Consider the following 23,095-nt stretch of genomic DNA (forward strand, 5'->3'; position numbering starts at 1 on the left):
ATGCCGATTCGTAGGGGAGCATCTTCAGATGCTCCCTCTTGTCGGGAGGGTCTGAAGACCCTCCCCTACGCATAATGACCAACATAAACCTTTCAAAAATGGCAAAAGTCGAGCTAAGTCTTTACAACAGTGTGGGCTGGTATCGGACGAACCGCCCCACGCCGAGCTGGACCATCGTCATTGGCACCCGGTCGAGGTTGAAGTGCACAGTGAGAATCACTGGATCGGACGGTTGAAGCGGGCAACGGTCCCATCGACTGCGCTTTATCTCAAGCAATGCTTGAATTCTCGCTCGCGGGCGTTCCGGTGAATCCGGGCGGAATCGAGTCGTGCGCTGCGCCGCTGCCTCGAAATCAGGGGGGGGGGGTGCGGCTGCTTCTTTCCGAAGTCACGGCGTTCGCCCCATGCTTGCGAGGGCTGTTTGTTCCGGCGGTGTTTGGCTTCCCAGAACCTGGCTGAGCGTTTCAGTGAGGTCTATCGGGGAGAACGGTTTGGCAAGAATCATGTTCGTGAGGCTGGATAGAAATCCCCTCGTTTCATCAGACACAATGTCCCCGGTGGAGAAAATAACGCGATCTCTAAGCTTCGGCCGGTGGGTGGCGATCCACGCGTAGATTTCCACACCCCCGACACTGCCCGGCATGGTTAGGTCCGTAATCACCGCATCGAAATCTTTCGAATCCAGCGCGACCAGAGCGGCTTGGCCATCCGAGGCCGTTACCACTTCGTGCTGGTCCTTCAAAATGCGTTTCGTGATCTGCAGGATCATGGTCTCATTGTCCACAACGAGGATGTGGCCCCGTCGGGTCACCTTGGCCGGCTTGGGCTGCTTGGGCTTGGCCTGCGTCATGGTTATGGATTCCACCGACGGCAGCCAAATGCTGATCCGTGCGCCTCCCTCCGCGCGATTGGCGGCGATCATCGTGCCTTCGTGCTCCTTGATGATTCCGTAGCTGACACTGAGCCCGAGCCCCGTTCCGGAGCCCACGGGCTTGGTTGTGTAAAAGGGTTCGAAAGCTCTGGACAGATCCTTGAACCCCGGCCCGTCGTCCTCAAAATCGATTCGGATCCTGCCGTCCTCTGCCTTCGTTCGTATCGCTAGAGTTCCCCCCTTGTTCTTTTCCCGCATCGCGTCGTAGGCATTGCCGATCAGGTTCAGGAAAACCTGAGATATCTGGCAGGGATCTCCCGCCGTGGTGGGGAGAGAAGCATCGTACTCGGGAAGGAGTTTCACGTCGTGGACCGCAAACTCGTATTGGCGGAGCGTGAGGGTTTGGTCGAGAAGCTGGTTCATGTCGACGGGAGTTTTCCTGGGCGGCTCATTGCGCACGAAGCGCAGCAGGTTCTGCACGATCCTCCGACAGCGATGGGCGGCTTGGAGGATGCTGTCCAGCATGTCGTGTGCATCTTCAATCGAGTCAGTCTTCATGAGCAGTTCCGCATTCCCCAGGATGACGGTGAGCGGATTGTTGAGCTCATGGGCCGTGCCGGACATCAGCTCTCCCACGGCAGAGAGTTTCTCGGCTTGTCGCAGTTGCTCCTCAACCTCCTTGCGGCGGGTCACGTCGATGACGAGGAGGAGGAGGCGCTCCTCCTCTGCACTCGAAACAGCGACCGCACACACTTCCATGGGGTAGCCCCGGTACTTGCACAATTGGTATTTCACGGTCTCCCGAGACCGGGCTGCATCGGTGATGAAACCGACGACCGACGCCCCTTCAGCGCCCGGGAACACTTCCCGGATGTTCTTTCCGAAGAGAAAGTCCTTGGCATGCCCGAAGAGTTCACGGAAGGAAGAGCTTGTGGAAACGACGCGCAAGTCCGCATCGAGTACGACCAGCGCGAAAGGGATGGACGTCATGATGTCGCACGTGAGTTGTTTGGCCCTCAGGATCTCGGCTTCACGGCTTCGAGTACGGTTGGTCACAGCCGATATTCTCAATGGGTCCATTTGGGAAGTGTCCGTCTCACCTCGGACGCAGCTCAGGGTGAGCCTCCGGAGGAGGTTGTGTCGGCACAATCAGCTCGCGCATCATCCCATACTTTGACATCGTCTCCACGCTCGCGATGGCCGCGCGTAGCGATACGGCAATCAGAGGGACACCGGCAAGGGAAACGATTAAATCGGCATTGAGAAGGAGCCCCTTGTCCAGGACCCTGTCCAGAAGGTCTATGAGGGTTGCTTGTTCGGCACGAGTAGGTTCCATGCCAATCTCATAGGTTGACAAAACTGTAAGGAGGCCACGGTCCCGTAAAGCGGAGAAAGAACCCCTCGATCCTGCCGATCTTCTCGAGTTCATTTCCCAGGCCCGAGGCGTCTCCCTTCGGCATGAGGCAGGAAAAGTTGGCCAGCATCTGGCGGGGAGGCTGCTCCCTCCTTGCCTTTTCGACCTGGACCTCAAGCGAACACGCCTTGATCCTTTGATAGAATTCCTTGAAATAGATGTCCGCTCCTGCCTCCAGTCTCCTGCGCACAAGGCCCTCAAGTTTTTGCTTCAAGAGATAGGCCGCGCCGGGAGTTTTCCCCTGAATCTCCTGTTCAAGCTTTTGGATCTCCGCGTCGTTCTTTGTCAATCTCGGCCCCACGATCATTGGATCCCAGGAGACTTGGACCCCGTACTCGGCCTTTCCTCTAAGCTTCGCCATCTTTCCCCTGAGGGATTCCGCCTCCAACGCCAACCATTCCCGCAGGTTCTCCTCGGCCGATTTCCCGTCCTTTGGAACAACGACCGCCCCAAAGCTGGAGGGAACCACCGCGCTGCATTTCTCCCACATGGACTCAACCACCGTCTGATGCACCATGACCCACTCGGAAACGCGCCTCGCATCCTCCGTTGGAAGGGGCGCGTCACACTCCTGTACGATGGCCGAAAGGCCTTGAGCGGAAAGAGAGAAAACGGAACCTCCCTCGATTCCCTTGAGGCCCGGGTCGATCTCCTGCGACCCTTCGGCCACACAGTAGACATAGAGTCCTTTTTCACCCCGCACCAATCCTCTCGGCGGCGATTCGATCGCCAACACGTGGAGCCGACAGGCGACTTCGTCGCCCCTGTGTTCGCATGCCGGAGCGCCTTGTTCGGGATTGGTGCGGGGTTCACCCATGGGCCGGACTCCCTTCCTGCATCGAGACACGGCCGGGGTCCGAAACGGTGTGGATCATCCGTGCCACAATGTCGTCCAATCCATCCCGGACGGATCGCACCGCTTCGGAAACCCCCTGTTCCTCCTTGATCGAGTCGATGGCGCGGTCAAGCTCGATCAGGGCGTTGCCCAACCTCTCGATCTCCCGGTCCGTCAGATGCCCTGCATCCATCCGTTTCACCGCTTGGATCTTGAGCGTGTCACGGACCACTTCGACCACCGCAAGAACAAGACCCAGGAGCCCATGTTTGAGCTCCTGATCGTCCATCTCGATCTTCACCCCCCACCTCCCCGGATCTCAAATTTGAAATTTGAAATCTCAAATTGCGTGGAAAGGTGGCGGGGGGTCATGTCTTGACCCGCCCGAATCTCCGCTCAATTTTCTTCCGAATCTCCTTGATCCGGGGACCGAAGGTTCCGGATTTTTCTGCTTTCTTGAAAAAGCCGTGGAATCCGGGGATGATCTTGTCCACGGCGCCGAGGATCTGATCGGAGACTCGTTCCGGTGCGCCCTTTTTTCCTTCTTCCTTCATAAGTCCTCCTTCTCATTTCACCGCTTCCACGGGGGTCCCCATGCGCATATCCGAAGGGAAGGCGAGCCCCCACTTCGCCGCCGTCTCGAATGAGGCCAGTGCGGCCCGGAGCTTGATGGAGAGGAGTTCCGTCTTACATAGAGAAATGACGATATCGGCATTGATCACCAGCCCCTTGTCCAGAACCCGCTCGACCACGTCCGCGAGACTCTCGCCGTGCGTTGCATGTTGGACCGGCATCTCCAGCTCCTTCCCGGAAACCTAGATTTCCTCACGCTCTTCGGTCGCGTAGCTCCGTTCCCTTGAGGCGCTCAGAGCGAAACCCACAACCGCAAGCCCTTCATCAAGCTGAATGCTGTAGATATTCCTGTCGAAGATCACGGGGTAGCCCAGTTTCTGCAAGTACTTGTTTTGCTCCGTCACCTCGACCCTTCCTTCCCAACCCTCCTCCGATCTTGAGAGCTTGATGAGCCGGAATTCCTCCCTTTCTTTTCCAAGCTCCGTGACAAGGAATTCCACCACTTTTTCCTGGACCTCATGTATCCCCGGCATGTCAATCACCTTCTTCCCGTTTCTGTATCTCGGCCAGCCGCTCCAGGAGCTCCTTCTCCCTCGCGTTGTATTCCTCCTCTCCAATTTCCTCCATGTCGAGCTTTGCTTGGAGCGTCACGAGCTCTTCCTGGATCCTGTCCGGATCGTAAAGCTCCTTGTCGGCGAGATCTCGGAGCTTTTCGCCGACCCACGTGATCCCTTTGATGGGGGCGAGGAGGAGATCATCCAGGAGAAACATGTGCAACGTCCTCCAGGGCTTGTCCAGGATCCCTCTGCCATCGGATGGCGATTTCTACGAAATTGAACGGTGGAATAGGACCGAGGTACTTGAAATGCAGCGCGTCTCCATACTTCATCTCCAGTACCTCAACCTTTCCATCAAAAGCCTCCCGTTTTTCTTTTTCCACGAGAAACGCGGCGTTCAGGATCATCGCATCCCCGAGGGTCTTGTTTTGTTTCCTCTCCGCGGCGAGGGGCGAGAGCGCATCCATCAGCGCCCGGCCGACCGCCTCGTTTTTTGCCCGAGCCGCTTCCTGCACCAAGTGGCCGATGTCGATCAGGGCCATCCTCCTCGCTTCCTCGGGCAGGGAAGAAATCCACTCCTTCTTGTGTCGGATCTTCTCATCGTTCGCGCCGATCTCTCGATAAACCCCGTCCAGATCCTTCCACCGTACTCGAAGCCCAACCTCCTCCTTGCCGGCTATCCGGGTGAAGCCTTCTTCAAATTCCCCCACCTTGGCGCGCAGAACCTCTTCGATGATCCTGTCTTGATCCTCCGCAAGGGTGGCGAACTTGACCGGCAGGAGCCGGTGAGTCTGCATCACCCTTTCATTCACGAGCTGATGGGCCATAAGAAAATCACGGACGAGGCGGTACTTTCTCATCGGTTCCTCGGAGACGACGGCGGCAAAATCGCCGTCAGCCACCACAAAGACGGGCCTCGTCCCCTGAATCCCGAGGCAATCCCACTTCATTTCCCCCCTGTTCTCAATGATACAATACATCCACAGGCCCATCCGTTCCGTCATCGTCTTCCCCCATTCCAGTGCATTTGCACATTTACAAAACTGAACGGAGGCATGGGTCCTACGTATTTCACCGCCAACCTCCCGCCATGTTCCTCGCTGATCCGTTCTATCCGGGCATCGAACTCCTGAACCCAGTCCCGGTCCAGCAGGAACACAGCGTTCACGACCATGTTGTCCGTCCTCGATTCGTCTTCTTTGCATTCGACCGAGACCTTTTTGAGGGGCCGCAGGTACTCCCCTCCCTCCACTGCCTTCTTTTCCTCCAAGGCCATCTCCACTAATTGACCCGCATGGGTCAGCGCCTGCTTGCTCCCGCCGGCCGCTCTTGCCTTGAGTTCCCGGATCTTCCGGTTTTCCCCGACAATCTCCTCGTATATCCCTTTCATGCCCTTCCAGAGGATCCGGATGCCGACTTCCACCTTTCCATCCATGTCTCTGAGGAGGTTTCTCAGCTCTCTGTTTCGATCTTCGAGAAGGGCCAGGATCTCGTCGGTGGATTTCGCAACCGTGCAAAACCGCATCGGAAGGATCGTGAATCGCTTCGCCACGGTCTCGATGACCCGGACATGGTTGCTCACATTTTCCCTCGAAATCGCGGGACGATCGGATGATACATTGCTGAGGACCGCGGCAAGCCCACCGGCGCCGACGGTAACCACCTCATCCTGCGTCCCGCCGATTCCGATGGGCCCGAAGTTCATCGCCTCTTCTGTGGCGATGATCCCATAGATGTACTTTCCCTCGTTGTTCACGGGGCCACGCCCCCCCTTTGGGCGTCCAACACTTGGAGGCGAACATGGTGTTCCACGGCTTCTTTTTCCAGGGACCGCGGCCCGTCCTTGCAGTAATCGCCGACGGACTGATAGGCCCTGTTCAGACGTTCGAAAAACACGGGTGAAAGATCGGGATGGGTGTCCGGGTGACACTGTCTGGAAAGCTCCTTGTACGTCCTCTTGACTCCGCTCAGTTCAGCCGTCCCATTCAGATGGAGGATTCCCGCGGCCTCCTGAATCTTTGCGGGATCGAACCTCTTGATCGTCACGGTCCCGAAGCTATATGGCGGGAGGGGACCGATGCACTTGAAGTGGAGTCTACGGAAGATCGCGTCCATCCCTCCCAAGGCCCGGTCGAAGTCCTCCATCCGGTTTCGTCGAACAAGAAAAGAGGCGTTGAAAACCATTGCGTCGTCCAGCACGTCGTGTTCTACGATACCCTCCGCGATGGTCCCCAGCGCCGACGTAAGTTGCCCGCGCCACACCTTCGCTCGCCTTCTCAGGGCTTGCTGAAGGAGCATGCCGATTGCAGCCCGGTCGACGAACTCCCCTCGGGCCATTTTCCCCTTATAGGTGACGATCTGAGGGTCTTCATCCGAAATCTCGCGAAGGATCTCGGGAACCACCCACGTGGCGACGAGGTTGATTTCCGAACAGCCCTCCAGACGGTTGATGAGGTCGCGCAGAAAGGGTCCGCCGTCGGAGAAGATCCGTTCAAGTTCGGAATCGTCCTTCAGCACCGTTCCGAACTTGAACGGAAGGATGAAGAATCTTTTCATCACCTCCTCGATCGTCGCCTGATGGGCGAGAAGAAAACGCACCAGCGCTTCCTTCGGTACTTGGGAGAATTCACGGAGAGGGGCCGGCCCGACCACCGCGGCAAGCTCCCCATGAGGGATGGTCTTGACGCGTCCTCTTTCTCCCCCGATCGCTTCAAACCCGATCGGCCCAAAGTCCATCGCCTCCCGGTGAGGAATGACTCCGTATAGATAAAGACTCATGCGGCGGCCTCCTTCTTCTGCATGTGGAGCGATTCCGTCATGACCCGTTCGATGGTTTCCTTCCGCAGGACGCACCTGTCCGCCATCTCGTTGGCTTTCTCTCCGTAACGTTCGATGAACTCCCGAACCGCCAGAGTCAGGGCCTGCCGGCAGATCGATTCGATGTCCGCCCCGCTTCGGCCTTCGCAGGCTCTCGCCAGTTCCTTCGGGGCGACCGCCTTTTCCACCGGGCGTCCGCGCAAGTGGATTCGGAAGATTTCCTCCCGTGTTGTCACGTCCGGAAGATCCACCTCGATCACGTGATCGAAGCGCCCCGGTCTGATCAGCGCAGGGTCGATCAGATCGCGCCGATTGGTTGCTCCGAGAACCACGACCCCGCGGAGTTTTTCAAGACCGTCGATCTCGGTCAGGAACTGGCTGATGGTCCTGGCCATGACCCCGGAGTCTCCCTCACCCGCGTCCCTCCTCGGGGTCATCGAATCGATCTCGTCAAAGAAAAGGATACAGGGTGCGGCCGCCTTCGCCTTTTTGAAAACTTCCCGAACCCCTTTCTCGGTCTCCCCAACCCACTTCGAAACAAGCTCCGGACCCTTGATGGAAATGAAATTCACCTCTGACTCCGTCGCGACGGCCCTCGCGATGAGAGTCTTCCCCGTGCCCGGGGGGCCCGCGAGAAGAATCCCCTGGGTGGGTTTCAGACCGACTGTTTCAAGAAGCCTGCCATATCGGAGAGGCCATTCCACCGTTTCCCTCAGAATCTTCTTGGTGTCCTCCAGCCCTCCCACCTCCGACCAACGGACGTTCGGAGACTCGATCGACACCTCGCGGATCGCCGACGGCTCCACCTCGTTCATCGCCTGCATGAAGTGGCCCTGGGTCACCTCCAGCGTCTCGATGGCTTCATGGGGAACCTCGTCCAACGTAACCTCACCCCGCTCCATCGACTCGCGAAGACAAGTCATCGCCGCCTCTCGGGCGAGCGCCTCAAGGTCGGCGCCGACGTAGCCGTGCGTAATGCCGGCCAACTTCTCCAAACTCACGTCCTTCGCCAGGGGCATGCCCCGTGTGTGGATCTCCAGGATCTTGAGCCGCCCGTTTCGCTCGGGGATTCCGATCGGGATCTCCCGGTCGAAACGGCCCGGACGTCTCAAAGCCGGGTCCAGAAGCTCCGGCATGTTCGTGGCGCCGATGACGATCAACTGACCGCGGTCTTTCAACCCATCCATGAGGGAAAGAAGCGTGGCCACGATTCTCTTCTCGACCTCCCCTTGAACATTCGCTCTCTTGGGCGCAACGGAATCAATCTCATCGATGAAGATAATGGAGGGGGACTGCCTCGATGCCTCGTCAAAGATCCTGCGGAGGTGGGCTTCGCTCTCGCCGTAGAATTTGTGGACGATCTCGGGTCCGTTGACCGCAAAGAAGTTCGCCTCCGCTTCATGAGCCACCGCGCGGGCAATCAGCGTTTTTCCCGTTCCCGGCGGACCGTAGAGAAGAACCCCCTTGGGCGGATTGATTCCGAGACGGTCAAAGATCTCCGGGAACTTCAGCGGGAGTTCGATCATCTCCCGGACGCGCTGGATCTCCCGGTTCAACCCGCCGATGTCCTCGTACGAGACGAATGGGCTTTTCGCCTCGCCCTTCTCCTGCGACTCCTCGATCCGGATCGTCGTCTGAGGCGTGATCAACACCAACCCCGTCGGCGAGGTCTGGACCACCGCATAGTCCCGGGTCCGGGTGCCGAACAACGTGACCCGCACCTTGTCCCCGGCCATTACGGGAAGACCCTCCACCGTCCGCCCGAGGGACCGTGTCTCGCCGGACCTGTTGACGGGACTGGCCGGCATGGCCCCGCCGGAAATGATCTTGAGATCGATCAACCTGGCGGGACAGGAGACGGCCGGCGTGAGCTTGACCTTCTCGTCGATGCCGACCTTCGCGTTTTCTCGTATGATCCCGTCAATCTGGACCAAGCCCTTCCCCCGGTGTTCGGCAAATGTGGGCATGACTTTTGCCCCGGTCGCTCTTTTCCCCTCAACAAGGAGGATGTCGCCGATCTTGACTCCCAGTTTCTCCATCTCCTCCGGGTCCATCCGGGCAATGCCTCTGCCAACGTCCTTCGGATGGGCCTCGGAAGCCCGCTGGAAGACCGACGGCACGGTCGAACCGGCTGTTTCCTTCCTGGCCGGCATCATCTCATTTTGCTTTCTTGAGCTTGACCTCAAGAACGCCGTTCGTGTAGCTCCGCTCGATGCTCTTGGGGTCAACCTTGGCCGGGAGGAGGACCTCTTTGGAGTACGTCCGCTTCCCGGAGGTCGTGATCTGGATGACATCGTCACCCTGGACCTCGACGGACACATCCGCGTCGCCCACGCCGGGAAGCTCGGCCACAAGTCGGATAAATCCTTCCTCATCGAAGAGATCGATGAGCGGCTCTCTTGCCTCTTCGACAACCGGCCCCTTCGATCGAGCCCGCGCCTTCACTTTGCCGATGTCCCCAAAGGGTTGAACGACAGGCCGCGAACCTCCCCCGGGTCCCGCCATGGTCCGGATGGAAAAGCCATAGACCCCGGTGACGTCCTTGTTTCCCTTGACGGAAAACTCGCCCGTCCTCTTGATTTCCCCCCCCTCCCGGGTCACCTTGTCTGCAAGATCAACCAGGGTGGAAAGCCCCTTGAAGAATCCTCCCAGGAGTCCTCTGCCGCCGATCTCGACGTCCACCTCCGGTTTCCTTCCGGCCTCCTTCTTTTCCTTCCCAGGATTAGGCACGGGGCTGTTCCTCAAAACTTGAGGGAAACCGTGTTGACACGGCGGCCGTTGTCGTGACTCCGTTTGGACACCCTCCCCATTCTCCGGGCGCGGGGTCCTACGAGACCGGAGTACTTCCTCTCCGTATCTCCGATATCCCTCTCGATCCCCTGGAGTTGATCCTTGATCTGCGCAAGTTGAGCCTCGAGGGAACGCATCTTCTTGATCATGCTCTCGCGCCTCACGGTCAATATGTAGAGGCGGTTTGCCTGTTGGGCAACACCTCCCCCGATCGCAAAATGGGCGATGGCTGAAACCCCACGGGTTGCGGTGGACCCTCTCGGGGGTCCTGCGGGTATGGACATCTTATCCCTCCTCCGACGGCCCGGCTCCATTGCCGGCGTATTTCTTGATCGCTTTTTTCACCACTTCCGCCACCTTCGCGGAGGTGGCCAAGCTCCCTATCCGCGACGTCTCCGATGTCAGAACGTCCAGACAAATCCTGGAAAAAAGCGGGTCCGCGGACTTGACGCGGGCCCCACTCCCATACTCGCGCACCGTCCTGGCAATCATGATGCAGGCGCGAATCGTGGGCGTGAATTCGTACTGCCCGTGTTCCCTCAGGTAACGCACGATTCTCACCACCTTTGTGGCTTCACCCACAGGTAGACCCGACTTCCTGGCGGTGATGAACCGCTCCGTCTCCTCGTCCAGCGACTGCAAGTCGAGGGTCACCATCCGGTCCCGCAGGGCGTCCTGGGAGCGGTGAACACCGGCATACTCCTCGGGATTCGATGTGAAGATCGCGCGGAAATCCGGATGGACCTTGAGGTAGCCGGTCCGTTCTCCCTCGCGGTTCAAAGGGAGATCGAGGATCCCCTCTTGAAGGACGGAAAGGAGGACGTTGTTCGCCTCCGGCCGGGAGCGGGTGAATTCGTCATAGATCAGGCTGTAGCCGTTCTCGACGGCGACCGTCAGCCGGTTGTCAACCCACCGCTTCGAGCTCTCCTCTTCGATCTTCAGGACGGAGGAAATGAAATTGTCCCGGACCTTTTTCATATGATAGCCGGTTTCTGCACCGACCAAGTCCGAGGTCGTGAACTCCTCGTCCCCATGGATCATGAGGACGGGCCGGCCTATCAGTTCAGCCAATCGGAGGGCGAGAGTCGTCTTTCCCGTCCCCGAGGCCCCCCGAAAATGGACCGGGAAACCGGCCTTCATGTAGTGCAACGCCCTTGCAACCGTTTCCTTTACAAAGGGGGTCTCCACAAACTCTTTGCCCGCCTGCGGTTGTATCACGGTTGCCTCATGTGCCTGCATCTTCTCCTCCTTCTCCCAGGCAGACCCCCCCCCCCTTGCTCGAAAAGGGACCTGACTTTGGGCTAGTGCGCGCGAGCCGCTTTCTGCTTGGCTGCCGCGAAGGGTCCCTTGAAGTTCTGGCGCTTCGAGGCCATCGTCTTGGCCATTCTCTGCCACGCGAGGTGGGCCTCCTTGCGGTCCCTCTGGTTCTTCCGCCGCAGGCTGCCGACCGTTTCCCTCAGATCGTCGACAAAGGCGCCCAAGTCCACTTCGAGTTTCCTGGCCCGTGCCCTGCCCTGCTTGTGAAATCCCGCGAGCAACCTGTGCGTATCGACGATATGGTTCCGAGTATCGACACGATTCTTCCCAAGGAAGTTCACCCGCGCGTCGAAAGACGCGAGGAAATCATCCCCGAGATTTGTGAACTGTTCTGCCAGTCCCATCGTACTTGCCTCCTTCTTTGTTGGCGTTCAGTGGCTAGCCAACAGCCGACCTCTGAAGGTCGATGGCTGATGGCTCACTTATTTGCAGTTGTGTTTCGAGATCCTGGATGACCCTTTTGAATTCCCGGACCGAGAGGGTTTCCTTCTTGGCCTCGAGACTCGCAAACGTCTCCCGGATCAGGTCCTGCTCATTCTGAAAAGAAACAATCTCGGCCTTCGCCGTCTCGATCGTCTTCTGAAGCTCTCGTGTGATCCGCTCCACCTCCTGAAGGATGCCGGCGTGGAGCGAGCGCCTCAGCCTTGCGGCGAGATCCCCTTGACGCGCCAGAAAGCCCTTGATGAACATCTTGATCTGACTTTCCCGCCGGCACTGAAAGTCAAGGACCCGTTCGGTGAAACCGTCGAAGTCCCTTCGCCGCAGGGAAGTCACGGATGCGAGCGACTCCCGGAGGCTCTCGCGGACCGCTTCATCCACTCTGCCATGGCCGGCGAGGATGTCGATCCCCTTCTCAATCAAGCCGCCGACTTCCCCGATCCCCGCCCCGAACGAGGCAACAACGTCGCCTGTCAAATTTCTGATTTCACTGGATACGGACATTGTTTCTCCTTTCAAGAGTCAGACGGTTTGGCGAGAAGAGCTCTCTTCAAGGTCGCCTCGGCAAACCATCTCCAACCCGTTCCTTCCTTAGGAAGCCGGCTGAGCGGCTGATGTCGTGAGACCGATCGCTTCGGCGTATTTGAGATAGGTCTCAACGCCGGCGACCACGGCTCGCGCCTCCAAGGACAGGAATTCGATTCCGACGAGCGACACGCGCGCCCAGGCATCGATGACGATCCCCTTGTCGAGGATCCGGTCGATAACCTCAGCCAGCGATGAACTCGCCATGGATTTTTGAACGGCCATTTTCAATCACCTCCTCTCTCTTCTGCTATTTTTCCTGTTTCCGTCTCTTTTCTTTGTTTCCTTCACAACGCAGGAAGCATGCCATTCTCTGCGCGCGATGTTCGCCGGCCAGGATCGGAAGTTTGGGACGTGAAAAGACATCCGCCTTTCTCGATGAGGGCGGTTGGACGGACACGGGTGACCACCATGAATGGACAGGGTTCGGCCCGCGGGAGAATTACTGGTGTAATGGCGGGAAAAAGAGAGACGGGTCTCTGCCCATGGATCCTGAACCGGTCCACAAGTCGGCCCCAAGGTTCTTTCGAATGACTCCGTGTAATCCCGAGTAGCCTCGGAAACGGGTCTCTCAAATAGGAAGAGAGTTTCTCAAAACTCTCTGGGCTGACGGTTCAGGCCCCGGAGAACCCCGATCGAATTCCAAGCTCCTTTATTTTATTGTAGAGAGTCCTACGGGTGATCCCCAAGAGATCGGCCGCCTTGCCTTGATGCCCCTTCGTCTTTTGAAGGGCTTCCAGGATCAACTGCCTCTCAACCTGTTCGCTCGCCTTGCGGGCGACTTCCGTGAAGGGAAGGTCATGGGAGATGGGAAGACGGATCTCCGGCGCTAAATCCGATTTCCCGGGATTCCGGACTTCCGGCGGCAGATCCACGAGCTCGACGCAGCCTTCAGCCATCACCATGGCCCTTTTCATGATGTTCCGCAGTTCCCGCACGTTTCCCGGGAAGGAATAGCGATGGAGCCTTTCGAGGGCCTCGGGGGCTATTTTCGAAACTTCCTTCCCCATCTCCGGTCCCATTTGGAGCAAGAACCTGTGGCAGAGGAACGGAATATCATCCCTTCTCTCTCGAAGCGGCGGGAGATGGATCATAAACTCATTCAGGCGATAGAAGAGATCCAGGCGGAAAAGATTCTCCCGCGAAGCTCGGGCCAGATCCGCGTTCGTCGCGGCGATCACGCGAACGGAGGTCCGGATTGTTCTCCTGCCGCCCACCCGCTCGATCTCGTGACTCTCCAGGAACCGAAGAAGCTTGGACTGCACCGGGCCCGGGATGTTCCCGATCTCATCCAGGAAGAGCGTGCCCCCGTCGGCCAGCTCACACTTTCCCTTCACGGTTGAGGTGGCGCCGGTAAAAGCGCCCTTTTCGTAGCCGAACAACTCGCTCTCGATCAGCGTCTCCGGGATTGCCGCACAATCGACCGGAATGAACGAACCTTCGTGCCCATTGGACAAGCGGTGGATGGCTCTCGCAACAAGCTCCTTCCCCGTTCCCGATTCACCCAGGATGAGGACATTCACTTTCGTCGCGGCGACCGAGCGCGCGAGTCGAATCACCTGCTGTGTCTTTTCAGAAGCCCCCATCGACGCCTCAAGATCCCCCACCTCTCCCAAACGCGCCTGCAACCCTTCGATCTGCCGATGGAGACGCCGTTGCTCAATCGCCATTGCGATCAGGACGGTCATTTCCTCCCTGTTGAACGGCTTGGTTGCATAGTGGAAAGCCCCCTTTTTCATGGCCTGCACGGCGGTTTCAACCGTCGGATACCCGGTGAGCATGATCACCGGCAGTCTACTGTCCCATTCCCTGATCTGGCTCAAGACGGTCATGCCGTCGGAATCACCCAGATGGCGATCAAGGAGGACACAAGACGGAGATTCCCGCTGAATAAGCGGAAGCGCCGAATCGGCTGCGGTTGTCCAAGCCGCTCGATATCCCTCTTGCGTGAGGAATTTCCCCAACATGCGGCAGACGTCCTCTTCGTCGTCAATGATGAATATGGTTTCCATCAAGCCACTCGTTTCATTTCGTAGCTGCCGCGGAGTGGGAGGCGATGGATCAAATAACTGATTTCGACGTCCAAGGGTATGAGTTCATCCACCTTGTGAAGGAGGCCTATGAAAAGGATGCCGATCTCTCCAGGTTGGAGCGTTGCAAGAATTCGGTCCCGGATGACCCGATCTCTTCCCTTCAAGAGTTCACCCGCCTCCTTCTCAAATGCACGAATGAGCGTTTCCTTCTCTTGGTGAGTCCTCGCCTCCGCGATGTTCCTGAGATGGCCATATTCGCGCCTGAGTAGCCCGGGGTCTTCCGTCCCGACAAGGGTCGCCCCCTGACAGAGCAACCATTGAACCAGAACGTGGTTGAGACTTCCCCTCTTCGCGAGCTCATCGATGATCTCTTTTTCTTTCCCGCAAATGGGGAGGCCGTCTTGGTAAACCTTCACCTTCTTGAAGGGAAGATGGATGGCCTGGATTCGTTTCTTGATTCCTTCCCACATCTCCTCGACCGCTTCAGCCCGCTGCCTCCATTTCTCCTCTCCCAATTTCTCTACATACGCCTTCCGCATCGATCCCGCCAAAGTTCCCATATCATTCTCCGTGTGCAGGACGGGAACATAGATCAGTTTTCTCCTATCTTGCACGCAGAGCTTCCTTTACCACCGCGTTGACGAGGTTGAGGTCGAACGGTTTTGCGAGGTAATCGACGGCCCCCAGCCGTATCGCCTCGCGGGCGGATGAGGGGCTGCCATGGCCGGTCATAATCACGACAGCCGGAAAGGGTCCCTTCTTTATCGCGCGGATTTTCTCAAGAACCTCAATCCCTCCCATATCGGGCATCTTGAGGTCGAGGAGGAGGAGCTGAACATCCCGTCTTTTGAGGATTGAAACGACTCTCCGGCCGCTCGTAGCAGTGGAAACCTTGTATCCCTCTCTGGTTAAGGCTTTCTTGAGGAGGTTGCAAATCCCGGGCTCATCATCCGCGACAAGGATTGAAGGAGCCTTCATCATGGCGCGGGCATCTTACAACGCCGCTCCGCCCTCGATCAACCCCCATCTATCCTCGACCCTTCCAAGATCGATCCTTCCGGATCGTTTTCTCTTGGGGCGTGTGCATTCCGGTGATTGTGGTGGAATCGTGCGTGGTTGCATGCGTGGGTTGATCCCCGAACTGCGGCCATCCGGATCTTCACAGGTCGCTTTGACCTTGGCGTACGGCCAGGATCAAGTCAAAGCAGAAGCACGAAGGACAACATTTACATCAATCGACCCGTCTATCTCTCAGAATAGGGGCGTGACCACAAGGACCACGTAAGTTCGAGGGTCTGAGGGCCAATAACCGTCATCCTCGGCCTTTCCAGAGCTCTGATTGGGTCGATCATCACCGTCAGTGTGTGCTGTGACCGAGGTTGTACCAGTGCCCATCGACTTCACTATTTCCAAGCGCCATTTAAGATTGTCGGATTTGGGGGGATTTGGGGGTCAGACCCGACATTCTGGTGTGGGTCGGGGGCGGGAGCCCGCGGACGCCTTCAGATTGTTGTGCCGGTCGATCCGCCAAGTCGTGATTGCGAGCCGGCTGATGAATGAAAGGGGGGGTCAGGGGTTCTTCCGAACGATGAAGTTTTCGAGGACGAGGGCGTCCATTCCGCTTCGGGAGAAGGTGCTGTAGGCTTCGGCGGGGGTGTTGACGATGGGTTCGCCCCTGAGGTTGTACGAGGTATTGAGGACGATCGGAACTCCCGTAGCCTGGCCGAACCGATCGATCAATTTCCAGTAGCGCGGACTGGCATCTTTGAACACGGTCTGGAGCCGTCCCGTGCCGTCCACGTGGGTGACGGCGGGGATGATCTCATGTTTATCTTTTTTTACATCCGTAACGTAGAGCATGTAGCGGGCAGGATGGTGTTTTTCGACATTCGGGATTTCGAAATACTCGGAGGCTTTCTCGACGAGCACCGAAGGAGCGAACGGGCGATAGGGTTCGCGAAACTTGATCTTCGTATTGACGATGTCTTTCATGTTCTTCCGGCGAGGATCCGCCAGAATGCTTCGTGCTCCCAAAGCCCGAGGTCCCCACTCGAAGCCGCCGTGGAACCAACCGACCACGGAACCCTTCGCCAGATCCGATACCACACGGTCCAGAAGGCCGTTTTCGTCCGCCACATATTCGTATCGGATCCCGGAATCCTCCAGGAAACGCTGGATGGCGCTCTCCGAGTGCGATTCGCCCCAGTAGCAATGCTCGAACCTGAATTTCCGCGGCTGATTGAGGATGGAATGATACGCGAAGAGCGCCGCGCCGAGGGCCCCGCCGGCATCCCCTGCGGCGGGCTGGATGAAAGCTTCCTCGAATCCTGACTGCTGGATGATCTTCCAATTCGCCACGGAGTTGAGTGCCACCCCCCCCGCCAGGCAGACCTTCTTCAATCCCGTTTCCCTCTGGGCCGCCTTCGCAAGATTGATCACGGACTCTTCGAGGACCGCCTGGATGGAGGCCGCGATGTCGGCGTAGTACTGCTGAATCTTCGCCAGCTCCGTCATGTTTCCCGGCGGCTCACCGAAGTAGGACGGCCAGCCGGAATCCACGGTGAAGAAATGAGAATTGGGATCGCGGGGTTGCCCGAAGAGATCGATGAACTTTTGACTGAAGGTCCGTTTCGTAGAGTGGTGGAATTCAAACCAATCCAGGTCCAGTTCGAAGGACCCGTCTGAATACAACCTGATCAGCTTCCGCACTTTGTCGGCGTAGTTCGGCTTTCCGTAGGGCGCCATGCCCATCACTTTGTATTCTCCTTCATTGACCTCGAATCCGAGGAATGCCGTGAAGGCGGAGTAGAGCAGGCCAAGCGAGTGGGGGAAATGGATTTCCCTCAGGATCTTGATTTCCTGGCCGTGGCCGATACTCACGCTCGCTGTGGCCCATTCACCCACGCCATCCACCGTGAGGACGGCCGCCTCCTCATAAGGTGACGGGTAGAAAGCCGATGCGGCGTGAGAGAGGTGGTGCTCGGAAAACAGGAGCTTTGTGGGATCGATACCGAGCTTTCGTCGGAAGAGGTCCTTGATCCACAACTTGTCCATGAGCCACGTGACCATCGCCTCTCGGAAAACGCCGAGCGACGAGGGGGACGTCCAGAGGATGGTCTTGAGCAGGCGTTCGAACTTGAGGAACGGTTTCTCGTAGAAGACGACGTAGTCGAGATCGCGCGAGGTCAGCTTTCCCTGCCGAAGCACAAATTCGATGGCCCGTTCGGGGTACCCGAAATCGTGCTTCTTTCGGGAGAATCGCTCCTCCTCCGCCATGGCGACCGGCAGCCCATCCACGAGCAACGCCGCGGCGGCATCATGGTAGAAGCAGGAGATGCCGAGAATATTCACGTGACCTGGCCGAGAGCCATGCGGATCAGAATTGTCGCCGATAGTCAGGTGCCGTTGCCGGGGGCTGCTTGGGGATCCAATTTGACGACTTGGATTTGAGGCGGAGGGGGTCGGACACCAGCCGATAGAGGAGTCCGGTCGGCAGAATAATCAAGAGGTAGATGAGAGTCAGGACAACTCGGGCATTGAAGTGTCCGATCTTTTCGGCAAGCGTCTTCCAAAGCGCCCAGGCGCGTTTCAGAGCGTCCAGCATGGGGCGGAGGTCAAAACAGGGTGTAGATGAATGGAGCGACGGCGCTGCTTTGGGCGAAGATCATGAGGATGCCGAACAGCAGGATGACCGATACCATGGGGATCATCCACCAGAGTTTGTTTTCCCAGAAGAAAGTGAATAACTCCCCAATGATGGAAAATCGGTGTCGGTTCTTCCAAAGAAAGGCAAGAAGGAAAACGGCGACCAGTCCACCCATTCCCGCAACGAGGTACTTGAAGAAACTCACGTCTTGAATCCTTGGGCCGGGGCCATGCTAGCTTACATCGTCAGCGTGCTGCAAGCTCCTACCCGAGAAGTCCCATCGCGTGGAGGGTCAGGATGAGGGCGATCTGAGTAGCGTACTCGCTTCGGAAGACATAGGGTCCGAGCGAAGCGCGGCGAAACCCGGCGGCCTCGGAAGCCGTGACATCCTCCTCCGAGAAACCTCCTTCGGGGCCCACGAGGAGAGCGATCCCATCCCCGACGTTCTTCGACTTCAACACTCCGGCCAGGGGTGGGGCGGATCCTTCCCAGAGAATGATTTTCGCGCATGGGCCCGACATCCGCGCGATGAGCGCCACAAGGGAAGTGGGGGCCGAGATGAACGGAGGCGTCACACCGGGCGAAATCTTGCACGCTTGGTTGGCGATCCGTTTCCAGCGTGAGAGTTTCTCGATACCTGGTGCCTGGGCTTGAGCCGCCACCGATCTCGTTGTGACGAATGGATGGATGCCGCGCACGCCCATGGAAGCTGCAAAGCGAATCACTTCATCCAATTTGGATCCTTTGAGGAATCCCACACCCAGCTCGATCGCTGCACTTGCGGGCGGAGCTACGGGACCGGGCGAAAGGTCAAGGTGAGCCACAGCCCGACGGTGGTCGACGGACCTGATCGTCGCGGTGCGGCTGTGTCCTTGTTCGTCATAGAGACTCACCACTTGTCCCGGTCGGGCGCGCAGCACTTTCACGAGATGCCTCCCTTCAGGGCCGACCAGCTTCACCGTTGGGTGGGCAAGTTCGTCTGATGTCAGGAAGAAACGGCGTGGATTCGATCCCGAGGTCATGGGCGGAGGAAGTGGAGGAAGAATTCGCGATTGCCCTTGGGGCCGCGGAGAGAGGACTCCACTTGGTCCTTGCAGAAAAGACCGAGACCCTCCGCGTGCGTCCGGACCTTCTGCACGGCCTCCTGCTGAAGCGCGGCATCCCGAACAACACCCTTCCGATTATCCGCCGGCCGGAGTTCAAATTGTGGCTTGACGAGGATGACGGCATGTCCGCTCTTCTTCAGAGTGGGGAGGACCGCGGGCAGCACGCGCGTGACCGAAATGAACGAGACATCCATGGTGAGCAGGTCGACCGGATGAGGGATCAATTTCAAATCGAAGTACCGTGCGTTGATGCCCTCGATGACCGTAATGCGGGAGTCGCTTCGAAGTGTTGGATCGATGACGTTGCGGCCGACATCCACCGCGTAGATGTGTGCTGCTCCGTGCTGCAGGAGGCAGTCGGTGAAGCCGCCGGTCGAACTTCCGACATCCAGGCAGATCCATCCGTTGGGCCGCAGCCCGAACGCTTCCAAGGCGCCTCGGAGTTTGAGTCCCCCCCGGCTGACATAGGGGTTTGGATCTTCAAGAACCTGGACGGGCGTATCCCTTCCGACCATCAGCCCGGCTTTCGGCTGTGGGATACCCTCGACCTTCACGACTCCCGCCATGATCAAACTCTGGGCCCGCGATCGGGATGGAGCGAGTCCCTTCTCGACGAGCAGATTGTCCAGCCGCTCCCGTTTCGCACTCACCGCACGTAGATCGGATTCGAGTAGATCCAGACAAATTCTTTCTCCGAGAGATTTCGCGAATCGCCGAGGGCCGGGGCCAAATGGGAGGGAATGATCCGAATTTCAATCCGGTAGATCCCGGGCTGGTCGACCGGCCAGCTCACCTGCCGGCCCGGCCCACCGATATCGAGCACCGTCTCATGGCCGGCCGGGATGACGCGGAGGAGTCGTGCCCAGACCTCAGGCTGAGGCAAGGAAGAGGTCAACCCAAACACTTGGGGGATACGGATGACAAGGTTCGGGGAGTGTGCAAACTCCACCTCGGAACCCATCTCCGTGGTCCCGTCCTCCGACTCCGCATGGAGATCGAATCCCACCGGCACTCCCAGTCCCTCGAAGGCGACATAGGCGCGTCCATCCTTCAGGGCCGACTTGATCTCATCGACCGTGATCGATTGGACGAGCACGTGGTTGCTGAACCATCCGAGCACGCGACGATAGCTGTCCCCTCTCTCGCCGTCCTTCATTTCCGTGGGGATTGCGTTTTGGTGCGCATCGCTTCCGGCGATCGCGGTGACCGGTCGTTCGAGAAGCAAAGCCTCCCATTTTCCGAGCGCGTTTCGGTTCTCGTCGAAGAAGGCCAGAAACACGAGATCCGGATGGGGCGAGCCCGCGCCCGATCGCAGGAAGGGCAGGATGTCCGAAAAGAAACCGAGGGGGTCCAGCCCGAGATCCGGCCGGATTTTCGGATCGATATTGGCATGGAGGTTGTAAATCTCCATGCCCTCCACGCGTGTTTCGCGCAGGAACTCCAGCGTCTTGGATTCCGTGTGGACTCCCATGACGAGGGCGCCTCTTTCCCTGTAGAGACCGGCAGATTCGGCATCGTCCCTGTTGTAGCGGGCCTTTCGAGCTTCCGGTGTAGACTCGGCATGTCCGCGCATCCCGATCGGCATCATGTCGAATTCTCCCCCCGCCGCCAGGAAAGGGTGAAACCCATCGCCGCAGTCGATTCGATTGGCGACAAGGGTCCCATCCTGCATGACCGGTTCGTCGCCTTCTCGCAGGAGATACACGTCCTCCCAATTCCGGTCGGTGAGGGAGGCGATGTGTTCCGTCAGGAACGCGAAATCCTGCTGGGTGACGCATAGTCCATGTCGAAGGTCCTGGAGGCACGGCTCGTTGGGAATGCCCCCGGGCAGGGGATTGTTATCGCACGCATCGTGCGAGTGCACGGAATGGAGGTGAATGATTCCCCGCGCCTCGCGGTACCCGCGGCGTGTCCCGAGCTCCGCGGCGGCGACCGGTGTGCCCGGCTCCCATGCCGGGGGGGGGGAGGGGTTCGAGCTGCATCCGGCCCATAGGAGGGTCCCCGCCGCGACACGGGCGAAAGTGTTTCGTCTTCGAGATTCCACGATCGGTATTGTACTACATGGAGGATTCCCTTCCCATGAGGCCGCCGGAAACATTGCTTTTGAGGGTGCGGTGTGATACCGAAGGGCGACCGTGCGTTCCTCGAATTGTGCTCTCCTCATCATCGGCTTGGCACTGCCCATGGCTTTTCCACCCGGTCGGGCGGAGGCGGTAACGGCGGATTTCAGCGGCTATTTTCGCTCGCGTGGATTCTTCTTCAGGGACCGCGATATCGACAACGATCGTGGCCCGAACACCACCGCCTTCATCGATCAGCGGCTAAAGCTCGACACCGAGTTCGCCCTTTCCGACGAAGTGAAAGCCGCGGTTCAACTCGACGTCCTGGACAATCTTGTCTGGGGCATCAATGGACCGGCATTGGTGGATCTTCCCGATCTGGCGCGTGCGGACCAAGCCGATCGGGAGGCCGGTGTCTCGGATGCTCTCTCCGTTCGCCGCGCGTGGGGCGAAATGGTTACGCCCCTCGGCGTACTGGTCGCCGGTCGCCAGCCGGTCCACTGGGGTTTGGGCGTATTTTACAACGACGGAAATTGCTTGAACTGCGACTTTGGGGACACCCAGGACCGGGTGTTCTTCTCGACCCGGGTCGGCCCCGTCGTGGTTTCCCCGTACTACGGCAAAGTGATCGAAGGCCGGGTGGAGACGCGCGCGGCCTCCGGTGTTCTACCCCAGGAGTTTCTGGACGATGGAAAAGTTTCTTTTCGCGACGCGGTGTCCATGGATGCCGATGCGTCCGATCTCGGGGTGGCCGTGCGGTATCAGCCGAAGGGTTACGAAGCGGGCTTCCTCATGAACGGCCGGTTCCAGCGGGTGAGTCCCTTCAAGGGCCGTCTGGTCATCATGGATGGTTATGGGAAAGCGGACCTCGCCTTCCTGCGCGCGGAGGGAGAGTTGGTTTTCATCAACGGCCGCGCGAGCAACGCGGCGTTGCCCACGCCGCAGAGGACGCGCGTGACGCAGCTCGGGCTGTTCGGCTCGGCGTACTGGAACCGCCCTTACCTGCATTTTGGCGGCCAGTATGGTTTGGCGACCGGACCCGGCAAGGACGAATACGATCCGTTCGATCCGGAGCGCTGGTTGGGCCGGCAGCAGAACGAGTTCAAGTTTGATCCCGATTTCAACGTGGACCTCCTGCTTTTCGAGGAGGTCGTGAATCGCCGCGAGGTGCGGGAGAATTTCAGGAGCATCGGGGGCGGGCGGGTTCGGAATGCGCATCTGGCCAAGCTCTTCTGGTTCGGCGATTGGAGTTTCGCCAGACCCCGTGCTAGTATCGAAGCCGGCTTTGCAGCGGACCCCGTTGGGGGCAAGCGTTATCTGGGTGTGGAAGCGGACATGGAGTGCACGTTCAGACTACAAGGGGGGTTTGAGACCCTGGCCCAGGTGGGCATGCTGATTCCGGGGACCGCGGCCCAGGCCATACTCGAATCCCAGCGAAAAAGTCCGGCCTTCGCAGTTCGGCTGGGCGGATTTTTCAGGTTCTGAAAGGACAGGTGCCGGGTGGCGGAATCGCAGGAAAAGCCGGGCGAAGGATTCAGAGTCGTCGATCGCCGATACAAGACTTTTGTGGACGAGGGCAAGTCGTTGGAAGAGGCCCCGAAACCCGCCCCGGCCATGCCTGTTTCGCGTCCCGCTGCCGTGGCCCCGAAATCGGATCCCGTGTCGGTGGTGCAAGCGGCTGCCCGAACGGAACCGGCGACCTCCAGGATGGGGGAAGTGCCGCGGGAGGGCAGGAGCCCGGAGCGGCCCGCGCAGGCGCCTGTGCCGTCGTCGGTTCAGACCCCCGGCTACAAGAGATCCCCCGAGATTACATTCGATGGCTTTGTTCGATCGCTCTACACCCAGATCATGATTCAGTTGGGGCTGGTGGAGAATCCCCTCTCCTCCGAGATGGAGGTTGACGTTGAAGGGGCGAAACAAACCATCGACATTTTGGATCTGCTGAAAGAGAAGACCAAGGGAAACCTGGCCCGACAGGAGGAGCAAGTGATTACGGAAGCATTGACCGCATCGAGATTGGCCTATGTGGAAACAACCAAGCGCCGCCGATAGC

General features: G+C 58.6%; 29 protein-coding genes. 2 read left to right on the forward strand and 27 right to left on the reverse strand.

Going from position 1 to position 23,095, the window contains the following annotated elements; translation table 11 throughout:
* Window positions 1-388 precede the first annotated feature (388 nt).
* The 27 genes from HYT87_10905 to HYT87_11035 form a co-directional block, all read right to left on the reverse strand.
* Window positions 389-1,927, reverse strand: a complete 1,539-nt coding sequence (locus tag HYT87_10905; GenBank protein ID MBI2060268.1) for a response regulator — start codon at window positions 1,925-1,927, stop codon at window positions 389-391.
* 40 nt (window positions 1,928-1,967) lie between these two features.
* Window positions 1,968-2,207, reverse strand: coding sequence for a gas vesicle protein (locus HYT87_10910; protein MBI2060269.1), 240 nt, complete (start codon window positions 2,205-2,207; stop codon window positions 1,968-1,970).
* Between the two features lie 7 nt (window positions 2,208-2,214).
* Entirely contained in the window at window positions 2,215-3,102 is an 888-nt protein-coding gene (locus tag HYT87_10915) for a GvpL/GvpF family gas vesicle protein (protein ID MBI2060270.1), read from the reverse strand.
* Window positions 3,095-3,421: a gas vesicle protein K gene (locus HYT87_10920; GenBank protein MBI2060271.1), complete on the reverse strand. Its 327-nt coding sequence runs from the start codon at window positions 3,419-3,421 to the stop codon at window positions 3,095-3,097. Before HYT87_10920 ends, HYT87_10915 begins: the two co-directional genes overlap by 8 nt.
* Window positions 3,422-3,488: 67 nt before the next feature.
* Window positions 3,489-3,674 carry a hypothetical protein gene (locus HYT87_10925; GenBank protein MBI2060272.1) on the reverse strand — a complete coding sequence of 62 codons (186 nt, stop codon included), beginning with the start codon at window positions 3,672-3,674 and terminating at the stop codon, window positions 3,489-3,491.
* Window positions 3,675-3,686: 12 nt separating this feature from the next.
* Window positions 3,687-3,914, reverse strand: coding sequence for a gas vesicle protein (locus tag HYT87_10930; GenBank protein ID MBI2060273.1), 228 nt, complete (start codon window positions 3,912-3,914; stop codon window positions 3,687-3,689).
* A 21-nt stretch (window positions 3,915-3,935) separates the two neighbouring features.
* Entirely contained in the window at window positions 3,936-4,226 is a 291-nt protein-coding gene (locus HYT87_10935) for a hypothetical protein (protein ID MBI2060274.1), read from the reverse strand.
* Window position 4,227: 1 nt separating this feature from the next.
* Window positions 4,228-4,464 (reverse strand): gas vesicle protein GvpG, encoded by a 237-nt coding sequence (locus HYT87_10940; protein ID MBI2060275.1) that lies wholly within the window; start codon window positions 4,462-4,464, stop codon window positions 4,228-4,230.
* Window positions 4,448-5,200, reverse strand: coding sequence for a GvpL/GvpF family gas vesicle protein (locus HYT87_10945; protein ID MBI2060276.1), 753 nt, complete (start codon window positions 5,198-5,200; stop codon window positions 4,448-4,450). Before HYT87_10945 ends, HYT87_10940 begins: the two co-directional genes overlap by 17 nt.
* Window positions 5,201-5,250: 50 nt before the next feature.
* Window positions 5,251-6,006, reverse strand: coding sequence for a GvpL/GvpF family gas vesicle protein (locus HYT87_10950; protein ID MBI2060277.1), 756 nt, complete (start codon window positions 6,004-6,006; stop codon window positions 5,251-5,253).
* Window positions 6,003-7,028: a GvpL/GvpF family gas vesicle protein gene (locus HYT87_10955; protein ID MBI2060278.1), complete on the reverse strand. Its 1,026-nt coding sequence runs from the start codon at window positions 7,026-7,028 to the stop codon at window positions 6,003-6,005. The genes HYT87_10950 and HYT87_10955 overlap by 4 nt, the downstream gene beginning before the upstream one ends.
* Window positions 7,025-9,220, reverse strand: a complete 2,196-nt coding sequence (locus tag HYT87_10960) for a CDC48 family AAA ATPase (protein MBI2060279.1) — start codon at window positions 9,218-9,220, stop codon at window positions 7,025-7,027. Before HYT87_10960 ends, HYT87_10955 begins: the two co-directional genes overlap by 4 nt.
* 4 nt (window positions 9,221-9,224) lie before the next feature.
* The gene (locus HYT87_10965) at window positions 9,225-9,797 is read right to left on the reverse strand and encodes an Hsp20/alpha crystallin family protein (GenBank protein ID MBI2060280.1); all 573 of its coding nucleotides are present in this window, start codon (window positions 9,795-9,797) and stop codon (window positions 9,225-9,227) included.
* 11 nt (window positions 9,798-9,808) lie between these two features.
* Window positions 9,809-10,141 (reverse strand): hypothetical protein, encoded by a 333-nt coding sequence (locus HYT87_10970; GenBank protein ID MBI2060281.1) that lies wholly within the window; start codon window positions 10,139-10,141, stop codon window positions 9,809-9,811.
* Between the two features lies 1 nt (window position 10,142).
* Window positions 10,143-11,096 carry a gas vesicle protein GvpN gene (gene gvpN / locus HYT87_10975; GenBank protein ID MBI2060282.1) on the reverse strand — a complete coding sequence of 318 codons (954 nt, stop codon included), beginning with the start codon at window positions 11,094-11,096 and terminating at the stop codon, window positions 10,143-10,145.
* A 62-nt stretch (window positions 11,097-11,158) separates the two neighbouring features.
* On the reverse strand, window positions 11,159-11,518 hold the full coding sequence (locus tag HYT87_10980) for a hypothetical protein (protein MBI2060283.1): 360 nt from the start codon (window positions 11,516-11,518) through the stop codon (window positions 11,159-11,161).
* A 34-nt stretch (window positions 11,519-11,552) separates the two neighbouring features.
* Entirely contained in the window at window positions 11,553-12,116 is a 564-nt protein-coding gene (locus HYT87_10985; protein ID MBI2060284.1) for a hypothetical protein, read from the reverse strand.
* 87 nt (window positions 12,117-12,203) lie between these two features.
* A complete protein-coding gene (gene gvpA, locus HYT87_10990) occupies window positions 12,204-12,422 on the reverse strand; it encodes a gas vesicle structural protein GvpA (protein MBI2060285.1) in 219 nt (72 codons plus the stop codon).
* 389 nt (window positions 12,423-12,811) lie between these two features.
* On the reverse strand, window positions 12,812-14,209 hold the full coding sequence (locus tag HYT87_10995) for a sigma-54-dependent Fis family transcriptional regulator (GenBank protein MBI2060286.1): 1,398 nt from the start codon (window positions 14,207-14,209) through the stop codon (window positions 12,812-12,814).
* Window positions 14,209-14,844, reverse strand: coding sequence for a hypothetical protein (locus HYT87_11000; protein ID MBI2060287.1), 636 nt, complete (start codon window positions 14,842-14,844; stop codon window positions 14,209-14,211). Before HYT87_11000 ends, HYT87_10995 begins: the two co-directional genes overlap by 1 nt.
* Window positions 14,834-15,211, reverse strand: coding sequence for a response regulator (locus HYT87_11005; protein MBI2060288.1), 378 nt, complete (start codon window positions 15,209-15,211; stop codon window positions 14,834-14,836). The genes HYT87_11000 and HYT87_11005 overlap by 11 nt, the downstream gene beginning before the upstream one ends.
* Window positions 15,212-15,799: 588 nt before the next feature.
* Entirely contained in the window at window positions 15,800-17,581 is a 1,782-nt protein-coding gene (locus HYT87_11010; protein MBI2060289.1) for a hypothetical protein, read from the reverse strand.
* 25 nt (window positions 17,582-17,606) lie between these two features.
* Window positions 17,607-17,834, reverse strand: coding sequence for a hypothetical protein (locus HYT87_11015; GenBank protein MBI2060290.1), 228 nt, complete (start codon window positions 17,832-17,834; stop codon window positions 17,607-17,609).
* Between the two features lie 10 nt (window positions 17,835-17,844).
* A complete protein-coding gene (locus tag HYT87_11020) occupies window positions 17,845-18,051 on the reverse strand; it encodes a hypothetical protein (protein ID MBI2060291.1) in 207 nt (68 codons plus the stop codon).
* 88 nt (window positions 18,052-18,139) lie between these two features.
* Window positions 18,140-18,898, reverse strand: a complete 759-nt coding sequence (locus HYT87_11025; protein MBI2060292.1) for a 16S rRNA (uracil(1498)-N(3))-methyltransferase — start codon at window positions 18,896-18,898, stop codon at window positions 18,140-18,142.
* Window positions 18,895-19,632 carry a TlyA family RNA methyltransferase gene (locus HYT87_11030; GenBank protein ID MBI2060293.1) on the reverse strand — a complete coding sequence of 246 codons (738 nt, stop codon included), beginning with the start codon at window positions 19,630-19,632 and terminating at the stop codon, window positions 18,895-18,897. The genes HYT87_11025 and HYT87_11030 overlap by 4 nt, the downstream gene beginning before the upstream one ends.
* Window positions 19,629-21,026: a hypothetical protein gene (locus HYT87_11035; GenBank protein ID MBI2060294.1), complete on the reverse strand. Its 1,398-nt coding sequence runs from the start codon at window positions 21,024-21,026 to the stop codon at window positions 19,629-19,631. The genes HYT87_11030 and HYT87_11035 overlap by 4 nt, the downstream gene beginning before the upstream one ends.
* Window positions 21,027-21,165: 139 nt before the next feature.
* Here HYT87_11035 and HYT87_11040 point away from each other — a divergent pair, with 139 nt between their 5' ends.
* Both HYT87_11040 and HYT87_11045 read left to right on the forward strand, forming a co-directional pair.
* Window positions 21,166-22,527, forward strand: coding sequence for a hypothetical protein (locus HYT87_11040; protein ID MBI2060295.1), 1,362 nt, complete (start codon window positions 21,166-21,168; stop codon window positions 22,525-22,527).
* Window positions 22,528-22,542: 15 nt separating this feature from the next.
* Window positions 22,543-23,094: a DUF1844 domain-containing protein gene (locus HYT87_11045; GenBank protein ID MBI2060296.1), complete on the forward strand. Its 552-nt coding sequence runs from the start codon at window positions 22,543-22,545 to the stop codon at window positions 23,092-23,094.
* The last annotated feature ends 1 nt before the right edge of the window (window position 23,095 follow it).

The organism is Nitrospirota bacterium, assembly GCA_016180645.1.
Taxonomy (GTDB): domain Bacteria; phylum JACPQY01; class JACPQY01; order JACPQY01; family JACPQY01; genus JACPAV01.